This window comes from Tatumella terrea (assembly GCF_039523755.1).
GTDB classification, from domain to species: domain Bacteria; phylum Pseudomonadota; class Gammaproteobacteria; order Enterobacterales; family Enterobacteriaceae; genus Tatumella; species Tatumella terrea.
The window spans coordinates 200,847-217,936 of record NZ_BAAAFX010000010.1; the positions used below are offsets into that span (position 1 = coordinate 200,847).

Consider the following 17,090-nt stretch of genomic DNA (forward strand, 5'->3'; position numbering starts at 1 on the left):
GCGCCGTCTTATGCGACTGGCTGGGGAATGACTGGTAGGAAAAGTCCCCCGATTCTTTGTGGCCGAAATATAGTTCATTAAGTAGATTTTTTATTGACTTGCCGTTCCTTTAACTTACCTTTGGTCCAGATACCAATACCAAGTATTGTGCCTCCGACATAGCCCTTTTTCAAAGAATCAAAAAGAACTACTTCCCAGTCGATATTAAATATACCTAATTTAAAATAGACTATAAAGGATGCTATTAAATATCCGATTACTACAGCAAAAAAAAGAATGCATATACAATAAAAAACCAATATCAATAAATCTTTAAGATTAATTTTTTCCATTTTTTTTACCTGTTTTTTTCAGAGCGTCTTGCACATTTTTTCCTGTAATCTCGCTTACAGTTCCACCTGTAACTGCTCCAATTATTTCCGCACTACCCTCTTTAATTACAGGCTTCAACTGCTCTGTAGCAACCTTTCCTACAGTTCCGCCAAATATTGAACCAGCCCCGGAAGCAATAGCAGAACCTGTAGGATCTTCCCCCTTAATTCCACTCCCTATCGCAGCACCGCCCATATTGATTGCAGCAGATGTTCCTATACCTTTTCCGGTCGTTGCCGCTGAGGTTATCCCGGCCATAATCACATCGACATAACTGAAAGGATCATTTCCGGTAAGCTGAACACCGGCATTCACCCCCGCACCTATGGCCGCGTTAAGCGCCATTCCCTCTTTTATCGTGGTGCCCAGCACGCTACTCCCAAACATCAGCGGCGCATCTCCGATACTGGCATTGGATTTATGATATCCCCAGGTGTTCATAATGGTCTGAGCTTTAGACATCGCCTCAGAGTCGGGATTACGTTTCACATAATCCTGACCGGATAACAGACCTTTAACCAGCTCCTGTGATACCGCAGGGCCATATTCCTTCTCCATCTCAGCAGCATACACTCGCAGATAACCCGCCAGTTCAGCCTGCTCAGCACTACTCATTTGTGAAGGGTCGCGGGTAAATTTATCCACCAGGGCATCACTGCGCTTGTCGGCGTTTTCCAGCTTAATCAGCTCATTAGCGGTCGCTAATGTCTTATCACCGTTCTTAATTTTCTCAACAGCCTTGTCGAGTTTGTCTGAAGATGTTGTACCGAGGAAGTTATTCTCAACCGCATTTTTACCCGTTTGTGCACCGGAAACCGCGTCAGAGGTGCTGTTGCCGGTCAGGCCGCCGGCGAGGCCTGCGGCCAGTGTGCCGAGTGCGGATATTGTCTGTTTCTCTGTTTCCGTGAGTTCACTGGTCGTTTTACCCGGATATAACTGAGCCATTACCTGTTTTGCCATCAGCTCTCCGCTGACCGCGCCTGCGGCACCGGCCAGTGCATTGTTACCGGCCGCATAGGAGGTGACGGCTCCGACAACCGCATGGGCTATCGCTTGTGCCTGCGGGTTGCCGTCGGTCAGTTTATGGATCTGTTCTGCCAGATACGGTGATGCCGCGCCACTGACCGCCTGTCCGATATTACCTCCGGCCAGTCCCTGGACCGCGGCGGTGGCTGCCTGAATTCCCTGCTGCAGGGCGCTGCCGGTGCCGTAGGATGACATCGCGGTGTTAAACGCCTGATCGGCTATCTGTTTTTCGGTAGGAGAGAGATTGCCCTGACCGGCCAGTTGTTCTCTGGCGGCCTGAAGGGCTACCGGGTCTTTTTTCGCTTTCTCCCCGGCTATCTGACCCTGCGTCCGCGCAATGTCCGCCGCCTGATTGCCAATCTCGCCAATCAGTTGTGCTTCTTTCAGCCGGTTCTGCTCTTTCTCTTTATCAAAGATGGGGGAGAGCGTCTGGCTGGCATGTGCGACATCGCGGCTTAGTTCCTCCGTATCCTGCGTCTGATGCTCTTTATTCCGCAGGGTGAGGGTACCTTCTGATACCGCCGACCGGGTAGTGGAACTGTCGTTGCCACGGCTGTTAACGCCTGTCAGCAGGCCGTTTGCCAGGTTGCCTGCGAACTGGCCGCCCACGCTACCGCCCGTACTTACCCCCACGCTCTGGTGCTCAACGCTATAGTCGGCACTGTTTTTGATATCAGTGAAGCCTAACGTGCCGGTGTCGAGACTGTTACGGCTGGCATCGGCCGTCGAGCCGATCACCGCGCCGTTAAGTTGCGTATGGTCACCGACGGTGACAGCAAAGCCCCCCTTACCGGCGAAGATCCCCGTCTGTTCCTGCACGCTTTGGTAAGTACTGTGCATGTTATCGCGGCTCAGGTTGACCGAAATAGCCGGGCCGTTGGTGCTTACGCTGCCGCCCGCACTGGCATTCTGCTGTTTCGAATCGTAGTTATCGGTATCCTGCTCGCTGGTCAGGGTCAGGTGACGCCCTGCGTCCAGCGTCACTTTTTCACCGCCGATCTGCGCACCGGTAAGGGTCGTGTCACGGCCGCTGCGCAGGGTCAGCTGATTTCCGGCATTGATAACGGTTTCATTATGGCGGGTGCCGTTGCCGCTTTCGCTGCCTTTGCCTTTATTGACGCTGGCATTAAGCGATAATCCGATACCGCCCTGACCGGCATCGATCCCCACGCCCACAGACGTGCCGTGGCTCTCATTTTTGCCTTCGAGCGTCTGGCTTTCCAGCGCAGAGAAAAGGTTAACGTCCCGCGCCGCCCCCAGGTTCATATCTTTCCCGGCCTGCAACCGGCTGCCCTGAACGTTAATATCGGTGCCGGTCGCGTTTATTGTCAGGTTGTTCCCTGCGGTCAGCGTACTGCCCTGGCTCCGGTTCTGCGTGCTGGTCTGTGTGGATGTTGATGACTGACGGCCATACGACAGGTTAACGCCTGCCATGCTGCCGGGACGGCTGCCCGTCGCATCAGCCAGCGAAACGGCCTGCGCCGCCTGTACGCCGCTCAGAGCCGCCTTCATTCCCTGCAGGACGGCCAGCCTGCCACTACTCTCTGTGCCGGTCTCGCTGGCGGCAGACACTGCAGTGTTTATCGCACTGCCGACCGTCCCGGAAAGTGCCAGCGTCAGGCCACTCTGTTTCTGTTCTGTGGTGTGCGTTTGCGAGCTCTGGTGATCTGCCGCCAGCAGGCTGACGTGTTTACCGGTCAGACTCACATCGCTGGCTGCCAGCACGTCCGAACCTTGCGTGGTCAGCCCGTTCCCTGCCGTCAGAGTAACGCTGCCCCGGGTACTGCCGACGGTACTGCCCGTGCTGCTCAGGGTGTTGCCGTCATCGGTGGTTTTCAGGCTGCGGGTGCCGAGGCTTACGCCGATGCCGCCCGTGCCGGAAAGGCCAGATTTTTTCTCGCTGTAGAAATGCGATTCCTGGTGCTCTGTGGCTGCCGCCAGAATATTCAGATCATTCCCTGCAGTCAGACTGACGTCCTGCGTACCCGCCACACTGCTGCCGGTGACCGTCAGGTCATGCCCGGCGCTCAGGCTGATACGCTCACCCTCCAGCTGGCTGCCCCCGACGGTCTGGTTGCTGAAACTGTCCCGCACTTCGGTGGTGGTTTTGGACATCAGGCCGCGGTTACCGGTGGCTTTAAAGTGCTGATCAAACGTTTCGGTATCGGTGCCGTGGCGGAGGCTGATGTCATCACCGGCCGTCAGGCTGAGCTGTTGCCCGGCGGATAATTTCCCGGCGGTCACATCGATATTCCTGCCGGCATCCATGCGGATATCCCCGCCACCGGCTACCTCACTGCCTGTCTGCTGACTGGCGGACTGGTGCAGCCAGTTTTCCCCCCACTGAAGGTTATCTGTGCTGCCGGTGGTCACCGTGTTCAGACTAATGTCCCGACCGGCGATAATCGACGTACTACCGCCATCCCCCTGGTGACTCACCTGCGCGGCGGTCAGGCTGACATCTCGACCGGCTTGTAATACCATCGCCCCCTCCGGATGCTGAACACTGAAACCGGCCACCCGGTCAATCGTGGTCCGGACAAAATCACCCCCGGCACTTTCTGCGCTGCGCGTGGTGGTAAGGGCGTTAATGTCCCGCCCGGCAAGCAGAGAGAGGGTCTGGTTGCCCGAGAACAGGCCGCCCGTATTGCTGATATCGGTACGGGCCTGCACCGCGACAGCATTCCCCTGAATCAGCCCGCCCTGTTGGATGATATTCTCCGCCAGCATTCGGGTATTTTGCTGAGCGGTGATCTGTCCGCTGTTGTTCAGGTCACCGCTCAGCGTCAGGCTGACGTTTTTACCGGCCAGCAGTGCGCCACTGCCGTCCAGGTCACCCGCCTGCAGCCGTGCATACACCTGCGGCACCAGCACCTGCTGCGTACTGCCATCGGCAAGCTGAACGGTTTGCGTCACCAGCCAGACCATATTGCCGGTTATCAGCTTCATCTGCTCTGCGGACAGGGCAACGCCGGGGGTCAGATGATACTTCTGACCGAAGGTGATACCTTCGTTCATCAGCGCTTTGTATTGCTCTTCATCATTTTTCGCCCCCTGAAGATAGCGCTGTCCCGTCAGGGCAAGGATCTGCTCACGGATAAGCCGCTGTTCATAATAACCATCGCCCAGGCGTTTCAGCACATTGTCAGGATTGCGGGTGAAGGCATCCATCATGTAATCGGAACCCAGCCATTTTTTCTTGTCGGTAAAGCGCGGATCGGTTTCCACCAGAAACGGGCTGTTATTTTCAGGATGGGTGCGGAACAGGCTGTTATCCGGCAGGCGGGTGTCGGGACCGACCCCGCGGATCACGCTGCCCGGTGATTCTGTCGTCACCTCGAACGTTTTACCGGCGGGCAGGGGCACTGCACCCGGTACCCCGGGATTGACACTGTCTGCCCCGGGCAGGGGAGTCAGCCCATCTGCCTGCCGGAGTTCGCCGCTGATCTCGCTGCCCTGATGGTCAGTCACATTCAGGCCGCTGCCTTGCCCGTAGGTAAATTCCTCTACCGTACCGGGTTTCAGGGTAATGGCCTGAATAATCGCCGGGGGCCGATAATCCGAGACATCCACCCTGGAGGAGTCAGTGCTGTCTTTGTTCTGATGGCGGTAGTAAAAAATGGCTTTACCGGCATCGGTTATCTCCCGGTGGCCTTCGGCGTCCACGTTATTGAGGGTACTTCCCTGCAGCGCCAGCGCGCCACCGGCGACAATCCGGCTCTTGTCATTGAGTACCTGCCCGGCATTGATGCTGAGGTTCCCCCCGGAGAGGATGTTCGCCGGGTCGCTCTCTTTGATCCGGTCTTCCGTAATGGTGCGGGTGTAAGCGAAATGGGTAAAGCGGTCCCCGTCGGTGGTGTTACAGATAACCCCTTCAATACAAAGCGTATTGACCTCATCCTGATAAATATAGATGGTGTAATCTTTATCGTTATAGCGAACGCCATTGTGCAGGCGTGAGACCTCGTACTCGGAAATCGCCTCCTGAGAAACCAGTACTTTTTCCAGCGTCAGGTGGTCGTTGATATTGTTGATGCCGGCAATGTTCAGGGTCATATCCCCGGCAGATTCGATCGTCGCACTGTGGTTATTCAGCACCGCAGCCTGGCCTGTCGCCTGTCCGTCGGCATTGAGGGCACCGCCGATGGCCATCTCCCCGCCGCTGTAGATCAGGGAATGATCGCGGTTATTAATGGTGGTGGCTCCGATATCCAGCCGTTGCCGCGCCGCGAGAGTGGCTGCCTGTCCCTCCTGCCCAAGGTTGTTGAGCGTACCGGCACCGATGGCCAGCACATCCCCGTAGAGTCGACCGCTGCCGGTATTACTGACGGTCTGTCCGTTGATCCGGGTGTAAACCCCGTCAATCAGGCCATAGTTCGTCAGGCTCTGCTTTGCATTCAGTTGCGTGGTCCCGGCGTTGATTTCCGCCGCTGCATCATTGACGATATCGTTCGCCGTCAGCGTCAGGGCATTACCCGCCTGCATCAGTGACGCATTCGTCAGGTTCCCCCCGGTGGTCAGGTTAAGGTCACCACTTGCCTCAACGGTACCGGTATTCATAAAGGTCTGCGTCAGGTTAAGTGTCAGGTCACCCAGCGAGAGCAGGTGACCGTCGCCGCTCAGGGTATCGGCGGTCATCGTCAGCTGCTTGCCCGCCTCAGCCTCACCGTCGCGGTTGATGATTTGCCGGGCCTGCGCGCTGAGGCTCTGTTGTGCACTCAGCAGACCGGCATGGTTATTCAGCACGTTGCTAAGCGTCAGCTCCATCGCATCGCGGGTCAGGATCTGCCCGTTGCTGTTATCCAGGTCGCCGGCCTTAAGGGTCAGTGTCTCCGCGCGGATCCCCAGCCCGTCCTCCCGGGTATTCTGATTAAGCACCTGCACGGCATTAAGGGTGACATTAACTACTCCCTGTATCAGCCCCGCACTATTATCCAGCACCGATTGCGCCACACTGAGCACCATATTCCCCAGTGAGCGGATGTGCCCCTGACGGTTATCGAGTGACGGAGGCATCAACTCCGGTGACGTCTGACCGGCAGGCAGGCCCGTCGGTGGGTTACCGGCTACGCCGGTGATAACGGTCATCGCTTCACCGGAGGCCAGTAATCCCTGCTGATTATCCACGGTCGCGGTAGTCAGCGTCATGTCACGGCTGCTAATGATGGTGCCTTGCGTATTTTCCAGCGCACCGGTATTCAGGGTCAGGTTCCCCTGGCTGATGATACCGCCAGTGTCACCGCTGCGTTGATTACTCAGTAATGCCCCGTGGGTATCAATCAGCAGATCCTTGGCACTGCGGATCAGGCCGCCGTCATTGTTTTGTATGCTCCGGCCGGAGAGCGAAAGGTGGCCCTGTGCTGAGAGCTGGCCATCGTTATTATTGAACAAAGAGGTTTGCAGGGAGGCCTCACCGCGACTCAGGATGTTACCGTTCCGGTTGTCCATCTCACCACTATGAATAGCCAGTTCCCCGGTCGCAATCATCTGCCCGGCCGAGTGATTATCGACAGGCTGGTCACGGGTCGTCAGATCCAGATTTCCACCGGATTGCAGCAGGCCGCCCTGATTGTTCAGGGCACCGCTGTTCAGAGACAACGCCTGTTGGATCAGCCATTTTCCGGCCTGATTGTTAACAGCCCCGCTGGTGGCGGTCAGTGATTTCGCCGCAATAAGGCCGTTATGGTTATCGATATCTCCGGTGATGAGTTTTATGCTGCCGTCACTGATAATACCCCCCTGATCCCCGCTGTCAGCATTGAGCAGGGCGTGGCCCCGGCTGTTAAGCGTTAATGCTGCGCCTGACTGGATCAGGCCGCCGCGGTTATCCACCTCATCACTCAGTGAGGTTAACTCTCTCCCGGCGGCGATAATACCGGCACGGTTATTCAGTTCTCCGCCGGGGAGCAGTTGCAGAGTCGTGTTACCGGTGGCGATCAGTTGTCCCTGCCGGTTATCCAGTGCTGCCGCGGTCAGCGACAGAGCGCCTTTTGAAAACACTTCACCATGCTGGTTATCGAACCGGCCGGTGATCTCCAGGCGCATCAGCCCGTTACCGCTTTGTATCATCCGGCCTGAATGGTGTGATAGCGCATCGGTACTGAGCGTAATCCCCGCCGCCTGTGTCAGCGCGTTATCCAGGCCGAGTACCGACCCGCTCAGACTCAATGCCCCGTTACTGATGATCTTCCCATGTTCGCCGTCTGTCCGGCCGGTGGTGATCATCAGCTGGCCGTCTCCGGCATGTAAAATCGTCCCCTGCTGATTGTTCAGCGTCCCGCTGGTTAAGGTCAGGTTGCGGCTGTTAGTGGCGAGGTTGCCCTCGCGGTTATCAATGCCTCCGGCATGTATCAGTTGCAGATCCCCGGTTCCCGTTTGCTGCACAGTCCCTTTCCGGTTGGATAGCCGGTTGGCTGTCAGGTGAAGCTGACCGGCGGCGAGCGTACCACCGTCGTTGTTAAGCGTTCCCCGGGTGCTGGCCGTCAGCTGATGGGTGGCGGAAAGACGGGCGTCAGTGGTAAGGATATCCCCCTCACTGGCCTGCAATAACAGGCTGTCGCCATAGGTCTGACTGCCTGCGATATCGAGTGACGTGGCACTGGCGGTCAGTTTGCCGGCAGCCATATTCTGTCCGCTGGCCTGTAATTTGCCGTGGCTGGTCAGCGTTAACTCTCCGGAAGAACCCAGGGTACCGTCACCGGCGATCCCGGCGGCGAGTACGCTTTTCTTCCCGCTGTGGATCCCGGCCGCCACAATGCGGGTATCCGCCCCTGCGGCGATAATACCGGTATTACTGAGGCTGGCCTGACTGGTGATGTCCGTCCGGCCTGCGGCATAGACGGTTCCCTGATTCGTCAGCGTCGCCGATGATGCCAGTTGCACATTCCGGGACGCGTTGATGGAGCCGCTGTTGGTCAGGGTGCCATCGGCATTGACGACAACATCACCGGCTGCCGCACCCAGTGCCCCCGCATTATGCACACCCACGCCCGATTCGGTGCCCAGCAGGCGAATTTTTTGGGCATACATCCCGCCCAGTTGTGAAACATCCACCGCCAGCAGTGGCCGGAGGCTGCCGTCATCGGTTTTTTTATCAATGCGCTGGTGTGCGGTATCGACCTGATTACGCCCGGTCGTCACGTTCAGTGCCTTCGCCCAAATCCCGGCGTTCACCTTTACGGCACGGGAGATCAGGTCGGTGCTGTCCTGACGGCTGCTGTCCAGCCCGTAGCCCTGAATAACAATCTCGCCCCGGTTAACGTCATACCCCGTCAGCTGCCCTTTCTCCATCAGCACCTGACCGGTGGTCAGGGTGGCGCGGTTAGCGTTAATAAAGCCGCACCCGTCACAGGTGATCCCCGCAGGGTTGGCGATAACCACCTGCGCCTTACGCCCGGCGACTTCAATAAACCCGTTGAGCTGACTGGGGTCGCGCGCATTCACTTCGTTGAGGATGATCTTCGCTTCGGCTTTTGCCAGCCACGGATTGCCGTTAACCATGCCGGCTATTTGCGTTTGGGTGCTGGCGTGTGAGTTATTGAGCACCACGCCTTTATTGTCCACATCGAACTGACGATAAACGTTGCGTGAGACACCGCCTGCACCCGGGGTCTGTATATTGACCTGCGGTGTGCCGTTAGCGGTGTTGATAATGGTCGGCTGCTGACTGCCCGGGGCACGGCCATCCGCGACGATCCCCGCCTGAACGGGCTGGACCGCCCCCTGAGCCAGCAGCAAGGCAAAACACAGGCGGTGCAGTTTTGCTGTTACCTGCCTGAGGACAGGACGGGGGCGGGGGGAAGGCGACGACGTTCCTGCACGGCCTGAACCTGCAATATCCGGCACAACCATCAGCAAACCGCGTGCTTTGTTGAAAACAATACGGTAGAGATTCTTATTCATGACAGCATCCTTGCTATAAAATAACTGTGTGCAGCGTACTGACTATTTTCTTATTCCCTGATACCGCCAGCGCAGGGTGTTGCCAGGGAATAAGAAAATACAACGCAGCATCCCGGCATCCACCGGGATGCCTCAGGTCAGAAGCGGTAGCCTATGCCGATATTGAAACCGTTAATGGCATGGGTTTTATAATCGTCATTGATGCTGGTACCTTCGTAGCCAATATCAATCGCAACGTTGTTAACCGGGTTAATCTGTATGCCAGCCCCATACATAAAGGCGGCTTTAGTCCTCCGGCCATATTCTGTGCCCATATCACGGTAAGAACCGGATTCATAATTCAGCCAGGAAGAGGAGTATTTGGCCCGGTCGACATTGATACCCAGCAGGCCATAAACACTCACCAGCGGGTTAAACCGGTAAGCAGGGCCGGCAGACAGCGAAAAGTAATTAATATCCGCTTTGTTATGAATAATATCTTTGGACCCGCCGGGAGAATATTCAGCCTTGCTGGTCATATAAGTAAATGAGCCGATAACACTCAGCGGTGAATTCCACTCATAGCGGTATTTTATATTCACCCCGTTCATGCCTTTTGCATCCTGTATTTTACTGTGCGCATAACCCAGAGATACGGTCTGCTCATTTGCCAGCACTGGCATACTCAGGCCCAGACAGGCAGCGAGTAAGGAAGCCGTTAATAATACTTTCATCGTTAAGTCCTTTTATTGTGGAGGGTTAGTCCCGGGTGACGGCCTTGTCAGGCTGAAACCCGCGGGTAAGGTATTCCCGTTGACCGTTCGGGAATTCAGGAAGAGGAACCATTAACGGGTTCGCCTCACGCCAGGCGATGGCCTGCTGGTGGCTGACCTGGTCTCCTTTAAAATTGATCACCCGCGGGCCTTTTTCGGCTCCGCGGTGATAAAGCGCGCGTGCGCAACGTTCAGGAAAAAGTGTCCGGCCGAACAGATCGCGCATGGACAGGGTATCGCCAAAAGGGGCTATCCAGTCGCGGATCCACATTCTTTCGCCACTGGCCCAGTCCCGCTCCTGCACCATGATCGCCGGTTGTGACAGATAGCGCCGTTCGGCGATATCGTCCAGCCACATCCAGCTCATAAACACCCGTGGGGTTGTGCCGCGACTGACCAGTACATACTGCTGGCGGTTAATTATCGGCAGCAGCACCGTCGGCAGTGCATGGATCGGCAGATCCCGATGCTGCGGTGAGTGCATCCACAGCCAGACGGCAGCGCCGAAAGCTTCTGCCTCGCTCATTTCCCCGCCGATGATCATTGGTGAATGCACATCATAAGGACCGGTCTTCATCTCTGCCTCTCAGTACTGCCAGTTAAGGTTAAAACCGAGCGATACCGGGCTGGTTTTGAAACCTTCAGGTTTGGAGAACGGCACGGCGGCAAACAGGTCATAACCGGTGTTAAATGCCGAACCGCGGATACCGAGGGTGCCCCCGGCCAGATGGTTACCCACCAGATTTTGCGTGCCATTGCCCCCCGTTTCACCGTAATCAACGCCCAGATAGAGTTCCTGCAGCGGGACCGGCGTCAGCCAGGCGATTTCATTGCGCACGAACCAGCCGCGATCGGCATTCAGCGAACGCTCACCGTCAAAGCCGCGCACTGTCCAGCGGTTGCCGATAGCAAACTGATCCTGTGGCGTCAGCGGGGTGGTGCTGAACTGGCGCTGGTATTGCAGGTTATAACGGAGTTTCTGCTTCGCCAGTGTGAAGGGGAGATCGAGCTGAGACGATATGCGGATAATTTTGCTCAGTGCCGTGGCATCCCCGAAATTTTCTTCCGGGGCAGGCAGGGCACCGAACCAGCGGGTGCCTCGCTGATAACTGATACCTGCATCCAGCGTGGCCTGAGCAATATAATGGCGATGTTGCAGCCCGATACGCCAGGCGGCGGTGTGCCGCCGCTGCACTTCAACTTCCGTATCGTTGATATAGTTTTTCGATTCGCGGGCCAGCACATCGTAAGTCAGGGTGGTTTTCTGACTGCCGTTACGATGCAGAACACGGCTGACCCGGAAATCGATATTGCTGCTTTTTCCACTGTAACGGTAATCACTGTTCAGGCCGGCGACCGTCTGGTGATAGCGATAACGGTTGACGGTGATGCCCGACATCCAGTAACCGGCAGGGACCGAATAGTGGCCGGTGATATTCCCCGAGCCTTTTCCGTGTTGATTGTCCAGGCTGCTGCTGGCGGAAATATAGGCTAAATCGCTGAGCGAAAAAGGGTTATCCAGAAACAGTGTCAGGCCCCCCTGATAACGGCCGGTGCTACGGGTTCCGGAGTCATCCAGCGAAGCGGCAACCCGCCACAGACGCCGTTGCTGCCAGTGCAGGGCAATATCACTCTCACCTGGCTGACCGCCAGGCAGGATTTCCATGCTGGCCTGCACCGAAGGCAACCGCTGTAAATTCTCCAGCCCCTGTTCGATGTCGCGCAGATCCAGAAGAGTACCGTTGCGGACGGGGAACGCGTTATACAGCGTAACGTAGTGGCCACTGTCCGGTGTCAGAGTGAGCTGGCGGATATCCCCCGGGATCACTCTCAGCTTCAGTTCGCCGCCGGTGAGATCCTGCGGCGGGGCCAGCACGCGGGTCGTGATATAGCCGTGATCCACCAGACGGTTTTGCAATGTGCTCATCAGCAGGTTGATGCCTTTTGCGCCCAGACAGTGGCCGATCGCCTGGTGGCTGAGACGTTGCAACGGTAACCAGTGCGGCAGGGTATCAGTGCCCGAAAGAGTGACCCGGGAAAGAGTAAAACACGGGGTTTCCTGCGGAAAAATTATCCGCCCGTGACGGCCGGAAGACGGAGACAGGCGAACATCGGGGATCGTCGGGGTCAGACGTTGCTCTAATGCCCGCTGTTGCTCCTGCTGATGGATCCACTGTCTGTCACCCGTGTTCAATGCCGGCGATGACCCGGGGACGGGCGGCTGAAGAACCGGTGCGGGTAATACCGGCAAGGCCAGTAACGGCAGCGGTAAGAGGATCAGCAGAATAAGATAAGTGCGGCATCGTGCCGCATTTGGCGTAAAAATCATGACATATCCTTGTCAATGAAGCGTAAATATCCATTTATGCTTTAAATACATTCATAAAATGACACTTATTGTACGGGTTGGCAATGAACTGTTTATTAAATATACATGCCATGTCGCAAATCAGACGAAATATCCCGGTACTGTCACAGTTTTTCCGCAGGACAGAAAAGGTAATTATTTCATCCGGCAGTGAGCACCGGTTTCCTGCCGCCGGACGTCTCGCCTGAAACATACCTTGTGCTGTTCAGGCCCCGGGGTAAGCACTCTGCGCATCTGTTCAGGCAGAAACCCTGGCTCTGTATTTCGTCATCGCTCTGTTTTGCCGTTTCTCATCACGGCTTATCGTGCGTATGGGTTCACAGATTTGTGATAAGTACCGTGGCGGGGATGTTAAATGCCAGGTTGTATGATATTTAATCACCGGAAGGGTTTTTCGATGGGTGAAAGAAGGATTTCTATCTATGCAGAAGGAACAGGCTCAGTACCCGTATAAAGAAGGGACGTTACGTCTGATGACTCCGGGTGAGATTACGATGGCCCGGTGTGTATTTGGTAATCATATTATTTATCATCGTGTATGGATTCATAATGACAGCTATTTCCCTTTTGGATTGCAGGGGAAGCGGGTTGCAATGTCTCCCAATGGGGAGGTTTGGTTCCGGAAAGAATATTATCATCCGGACTTTTCTTCGGGTTCTGTCGATGAGCGTTTAAAGCATAACTTCATTCATGAGTTAGGTCATGTCTGGCAACATCAGCATGGGCAATGGGTAAGGACCAGGGGGCTATTTAGTTGGGCGGCATATTATTTTTACACTCCTGATAAACCGCGACTCACCGATTACTCCCTTGAACAACAAGCCAGTATCATTGCTGATTACTGGCTAATTCTTCGTTATGGTATAAATATGTGGCTATATTTTCATAATAATATTTTGCAGGGAAAGTATCAGGGGAACGATAAGCTTAGTGATATCCCCGGATTATACAAAAAAATTGTCACTACGGGCTGGCTGCAATGATCAAACATACTTTATTGTGTGTGCCGGTCCTGCTTACCGGATGCTGCGGGCCGGGGGATAGGCTTCCGGAGATCCGCTATGCACAGGTTAACCTGAGTGGAAAACTGCCCTGTATTACCTATGCAGTGAGCCAGGGAGACCATATTTCTGCGGTTCAGATTGCCAGTGAATCCTCTGAAGGGCGTGCTTTTTTCCGGTTTTTTACTGAAGATCCGCCTTTCCCGAAAAAAGGACAGTGCCTGCCTCTCTTTGAATATCCTTTTAAATCTGCGATGAGTTATAGCGTTTATTATTCAATTTATAACATTAATAACCCGGAAACTTTCGAGGTTAAGGCGCGCTTCACTCTCTCTGATTAGAAGTAATTATCTTCTTTACGGTTAGTTATCCGGTGGTTTTATTTATTATGTTTTTTTTAGTTTTTTATAAGTTAATAGCTATGACGGTTTTTTTATAAAAGTAATTTTTATAAAAGCGCACTACAGAGACTTCTGTTAATCGCAGACTTCCGTTATCGGTTGACTCCCGGAGGTCAGTTTCCGTGAGCGGAAGTCTGTGGGAAGAAGGCGAAAACAGGTCTCAGGCACCGCAGGGAAGTGAAACCAGACAGAACACAGGCAAAACGCGAAACGCTGAATCTGACCGCCGGGGAGTTTATTTTCTGCTTTTTACGTGATGCAAAAAACGCTGCAAAGTCATATGCGAAAGACAAGGACAAGGTCATGAAAATTTATCTGTTAGCTGCGCTGGCGCTGCTCACGGGATGTTGCGGGCGGTCAGGAAACGTCCCGGAGACCCGTCAGGCTGTTACCGTTCTGCAGGGGAATGGGCCCTGTATAACCTATGCTGCCAGCCCGGGGGACATTCTGCTTTCTGCTGAATTTATCCGTGAATCCGGCAAAGGCGACAACTTCTATAAATCTCTTATCAGCTCCCGGCCGGTGATAAAAAAAGGAGAATGCCTGCCTGTTTTTGGTTTTCATTTTGAACCTGCAGAGCAATATAACGCGTATTATCTGATCAGCAATCTGAATCATCCACGGAAATTAATACTCAAATCAGTATTCACTCTGCCCGGAGATCACTTCGGGCCAGCCGGGGTCGGGCCATAGGGGATCCGGGCGAAATGATGACGTCAGGTCTTTCCTGACGATAACAGCCCGGCACGGGGTCATTCCACCCACCTGCCGATCGTTTAAAAAAGCACTTAGCCGGATTTGCTGAGGCCCGGATTTCCCAACATACCCGCATTGTCCTAGAGCCCGGACAAGCTGTCTGCGGGCGGGGTCGTTAAACGCCGGTTACTGACCGTATAAAAAGGTACTTAGCCGGATTTGCTGAGGCCCGGATTTCCCAACATACCCGCATTGTCCTAAAGCCCGGACAAGCCGTCTGCGGGTGGGTCGTTAAACGCCGGTTACTGACCATATAAAAAAGCACGTAGCCGGATTTCCTGAGGCCCGGATTTCCCAACATACCCGCATTGTCCTAAAGCCCGTACAAGCCGTCTGCGGGCGGGGTCGTTAAACGCCGGTTACTGACCATATAAAAAGGCTCTTAGCCGGATTTTCTGAGGCCCGGATTTCCAACATACCCGCATTGTCCTAAAGCCCGGACCAGCCGTTTGCGGGCGGGGCCGGCAAACACCGGCTACTGGCTTTCCATCAATAACGATCACTTAGCATATTCCGCTGGCAACGAGTGATACCGGGAGCGATGGCTCACCGTGGTTGTGCATTACGCTGGTGCGAAAGTGCACCGGTAATTAACAGCGCAGAGAGGTGAAGGCGGAAGAGTCGGGGTAAATTTTATTAATAAACAGTCAGATAGTGTTATGGCACAGTTTTTGCTCTGTTGAATTCCATCTTGTATACCAGTCGGGATTCAAACATGGCATCTACTTTCGGATTCACCCTTCAGGATTGGCAACATCGTTACCGGCAGGATCCGCAGTGTATTCGTTCGCTGCTGGCCGCACACCTCGACGCTATCGACCCGCAGGATAATGCCTGGCTTTATCTTGCGACCCCCGCGCAGTTACAGGCGCAAACTGAACCTCTGCTCGAACAGTATCTGCGTGACCCGCAGTCGCTGCCTCTTTTTGGTGTTCCCTTTGCGGTGAAGGACAACATCGATGTCGCCGGCTGGCCGACCACGGCGGGCTGTCCGGCCCTGGCCTATACCGCGCAGGCTGATGCCTTTGTGGTCGCGAAACTGAAAGCGGCAGGTGCGGTAGTGATTGGCAAAACCAACCTCGATCAGTATGCCACCGGACTGGTCGGCACCCGTTCGCCGTATGGCGCGGTCCCTAATACCTTTAACCCCGATTATGTCAGTGGCGGGTCCAGTTCCGGCTCGGCCTCTGTGCTGGCGCGGGGCCTGGCAGGCTTTTCTCTGGGCACCGATACCGCCGGATCCGGCCGTGTGCCGGCCGGATTTAATAATATCGTCGGCCTGAAACCGACAAAAGGGTGGCTGTCGGCCAGCGGCCTCGTCCCGGCCTGTCGCCTCAACGATACGATTTCGGTATTTGCGCTGACGGTGGAAGATGCTTTTACGGTCGCGACCCTCGCAGGCGGCTACGATGCCACCGATGCTTACTCACGCACCGACCCGCATACCGCGCCAGCCGGGTTCAAAGCACAGCCGGATTTCGCGATCCCGGCGGCGCCGGAATTTTTTGGCGATAAGCAGGCGGAAGCCGCCTGGCGGAAGGCACTTGAACAATTACAGGCCGGCGGGGCAACACTGCATCCCATCGATTTCACCCCGTTCAGCCAGCTGGCAGAACAACTCTATTACGGCCCGTGGGTGGCGGAGCGTACCGCTGCCGTCGGCGGGATGATCCACCGGCCGGAAGAGATGGACCCGGTGGTGTACGGCATTGTCAGCAATGGCCTGAAATACAGCGCGGTGGACGCCTATCAGGCCGAGTACCTGCGGGCTGAGCTGGCGCGTCAGATAGGGCAGACGTTGTCCGGGTTTGATGCGCTGGTGGTGCCGACCTCGCCGACGATCCATACGCTGGAAGAGATGAAACAGGAGCCGGTGAACTACAACTCGCAATTCGGCACCTATACCAACTTTACTAACCTCGCCGACCTGAGTGCGCTGGCGCTGCCTGGTCCGTTCCGTGACGATGGCCTGCCGGCGGGGATCACACTGATCGCGCCGGCCTGGCACGATCGTGCGCTGGCCGGGTTCGGGATAACCTGGCAACAGCAGCTGGAATTGCCTGCGGGGGCTACCGGAAAACCGCTGAAGACCCCGTCTGCGCCGTTACCGGCCTCCGCCGGGCATGTCCGGGTGGCCGTGGTGGGCGCGCACCTCACCGGTATGCCGCTGAACTTCCAGCTCACTACCCGCAATGCGGTGCTGGTGGATGAAACGCAGACCGCCGCCAGTTACCGGCTGTTTGCCCTGATCGATGGCCCGGTGAAAAAACCCGGTTTGTTGCGTGACGAAAACGGGGCGGCGATCACCGTTGAACTGTGGGATATCCCGCTGGCGCGCTTCGGGGAATTTGTGGCTGAAATTCCGGCACCGCTCGGTATCGGCAGCCTGACGCTGGCCGATGGCCGGACGGTTAAAGGCTTTATCTGCGAACCGGCGGTGCTGTCTCAGGCCCCGGAAATTACAGAATTCGGCGGCTGGCGTCACTGGCTGGCCTCTCAGGAGAATAAATAA

Annotated in this window: 9 protein-coding genes and 1 pseudogene; 4 read left to right on the forward strand and 6 right to left on the reverse strand. The window is 55.6% G+C overall.

The annotated features are described in order from the left end of the window. Positions 1–77 precede the first annotated feature (77 nt). From ABD035_RS06105 to ABD035_RS17635, 6 genes and pseudogenes are all read right to left on the reverse strand, one after another. Positions 78–332, reverse strand: a complete 255-nt coding sequence (locus ABD035_RS06105) for a hypothetical protein (RefSeq protein WP_343868543.1) — start codon at positions 330–332, stop codon at positions 78–80. Next, on the reverse strand, positions 319–9,300 hold the full coding sequence (locus ABD035_RS06110) for a hemagglutinin repeat-containing protein (protein ID WP_343868545.1): 8,982 nt from the start codon (positions 9,298–9,300) through the stop codon (positions 319–321). Before ABD035_RS06110 ends, ABD035_RS06105 begins: the two co-directional genes overlap by 14 nt. Positions 9,301–9,437: 137 nt before the next feature. Then, positions 9,438–10,013, reverse strand: a complete 576-nt coding sequence (locus ABD035_RS06115) for an Ail/Lom family outer membrane beta-barrel protein (protein WP_343868547.1) — start codon at positions 10,011–10,013, stop codon at positions 9,438–9,440. A gap of 25 nt (positions 10,014–10,038) precedes the next feature. Then, entirely contained in the window at positions 10,039–10,629 is a 591-nt protein-coding gene (locus tag ABD035_RS06120; protein ID WP_343868550.1) for a toxin-activating lysine-acyltransferase, read from the reverse strand. A gap of 9 nt (positions 10,630–10,638) precedes the next feature. Beyond that, a complete protein-coding gene (locus ABD035_RS17630; RefSeq protein ID WP_425579712.1) occupies positions 10,639–11,718 on the reverse strand; it encodes a ShlB/FhaC/HecB family hemolysin secretion/activation protein in 1,080 nt (359 codons plus the stop codon). Positions 11,719–11,880: 162 nt separating this feature from the next. Next, positions 11,881–12,381 (reverse strand): annotated as a pseudogene (locus ABD035_RS17635) (POTRA domain-containing protein); the annotation flags it as partial. Between the two features lie 461 nt (positions 12,382–12,842). Between ABD035_RS17635 and ABD035_RS06130 the strand changes: the two are divergent. From ABD035_RS06130 to atzF, 4 genes are all read left to right on the forward strand, one after another. Then, positions 12,843–13,403 (forward strand): type IV secretion protein Rhs, encoded by a 561-nt coding sequence (locus tag ABD035_RS06130; protein ID WP_343868554.1) that lies wholly within the window; start codon positions 12,843–12,845, stop codon positions 13,401–13,403. After that, positions 13,400–13,762 (forward strand): putative T6SS immunity periplasmic lipoprotein, encoded by a 363-nt coding sequence (locus ABD035_RS06135; protein ID WP_343868558.1) that lies wholly within the window; start codon positions 13,400–13,402, stop codon positions 13,760–13,762. Before ABD035_RS06130 ends, ABD035_RS06135 begins: the two co-directional genes overlap by 4 nt. Before the next feature lie 363 nt (positions 13,763–14,125). After that, positions 14,126–14,515, forward strand: coding sequence for a putative T6SS immunity periplasmic lipoprotein (locus ABD035_RS06140; protein ID WP_343868560.1), 390 nt, complete (start codon positions 14,126–14,128; stop codon positions 14,513–14,515). 778 nt (positions 14,516–15,293) lie between these two features. Beyond that, positions 15,294–17,090 carry an allophanate hydrolase gene (atzF, locus tag ABD035_RS06145; protein ID WP_343868562.1) on the forward strand — a complete coding sequence of 599 codons (1,797 nt, stop codon included), beginning with the start codon at positions 15,294–15,296 and terminating at the stop codon, positions 17,088–17,090.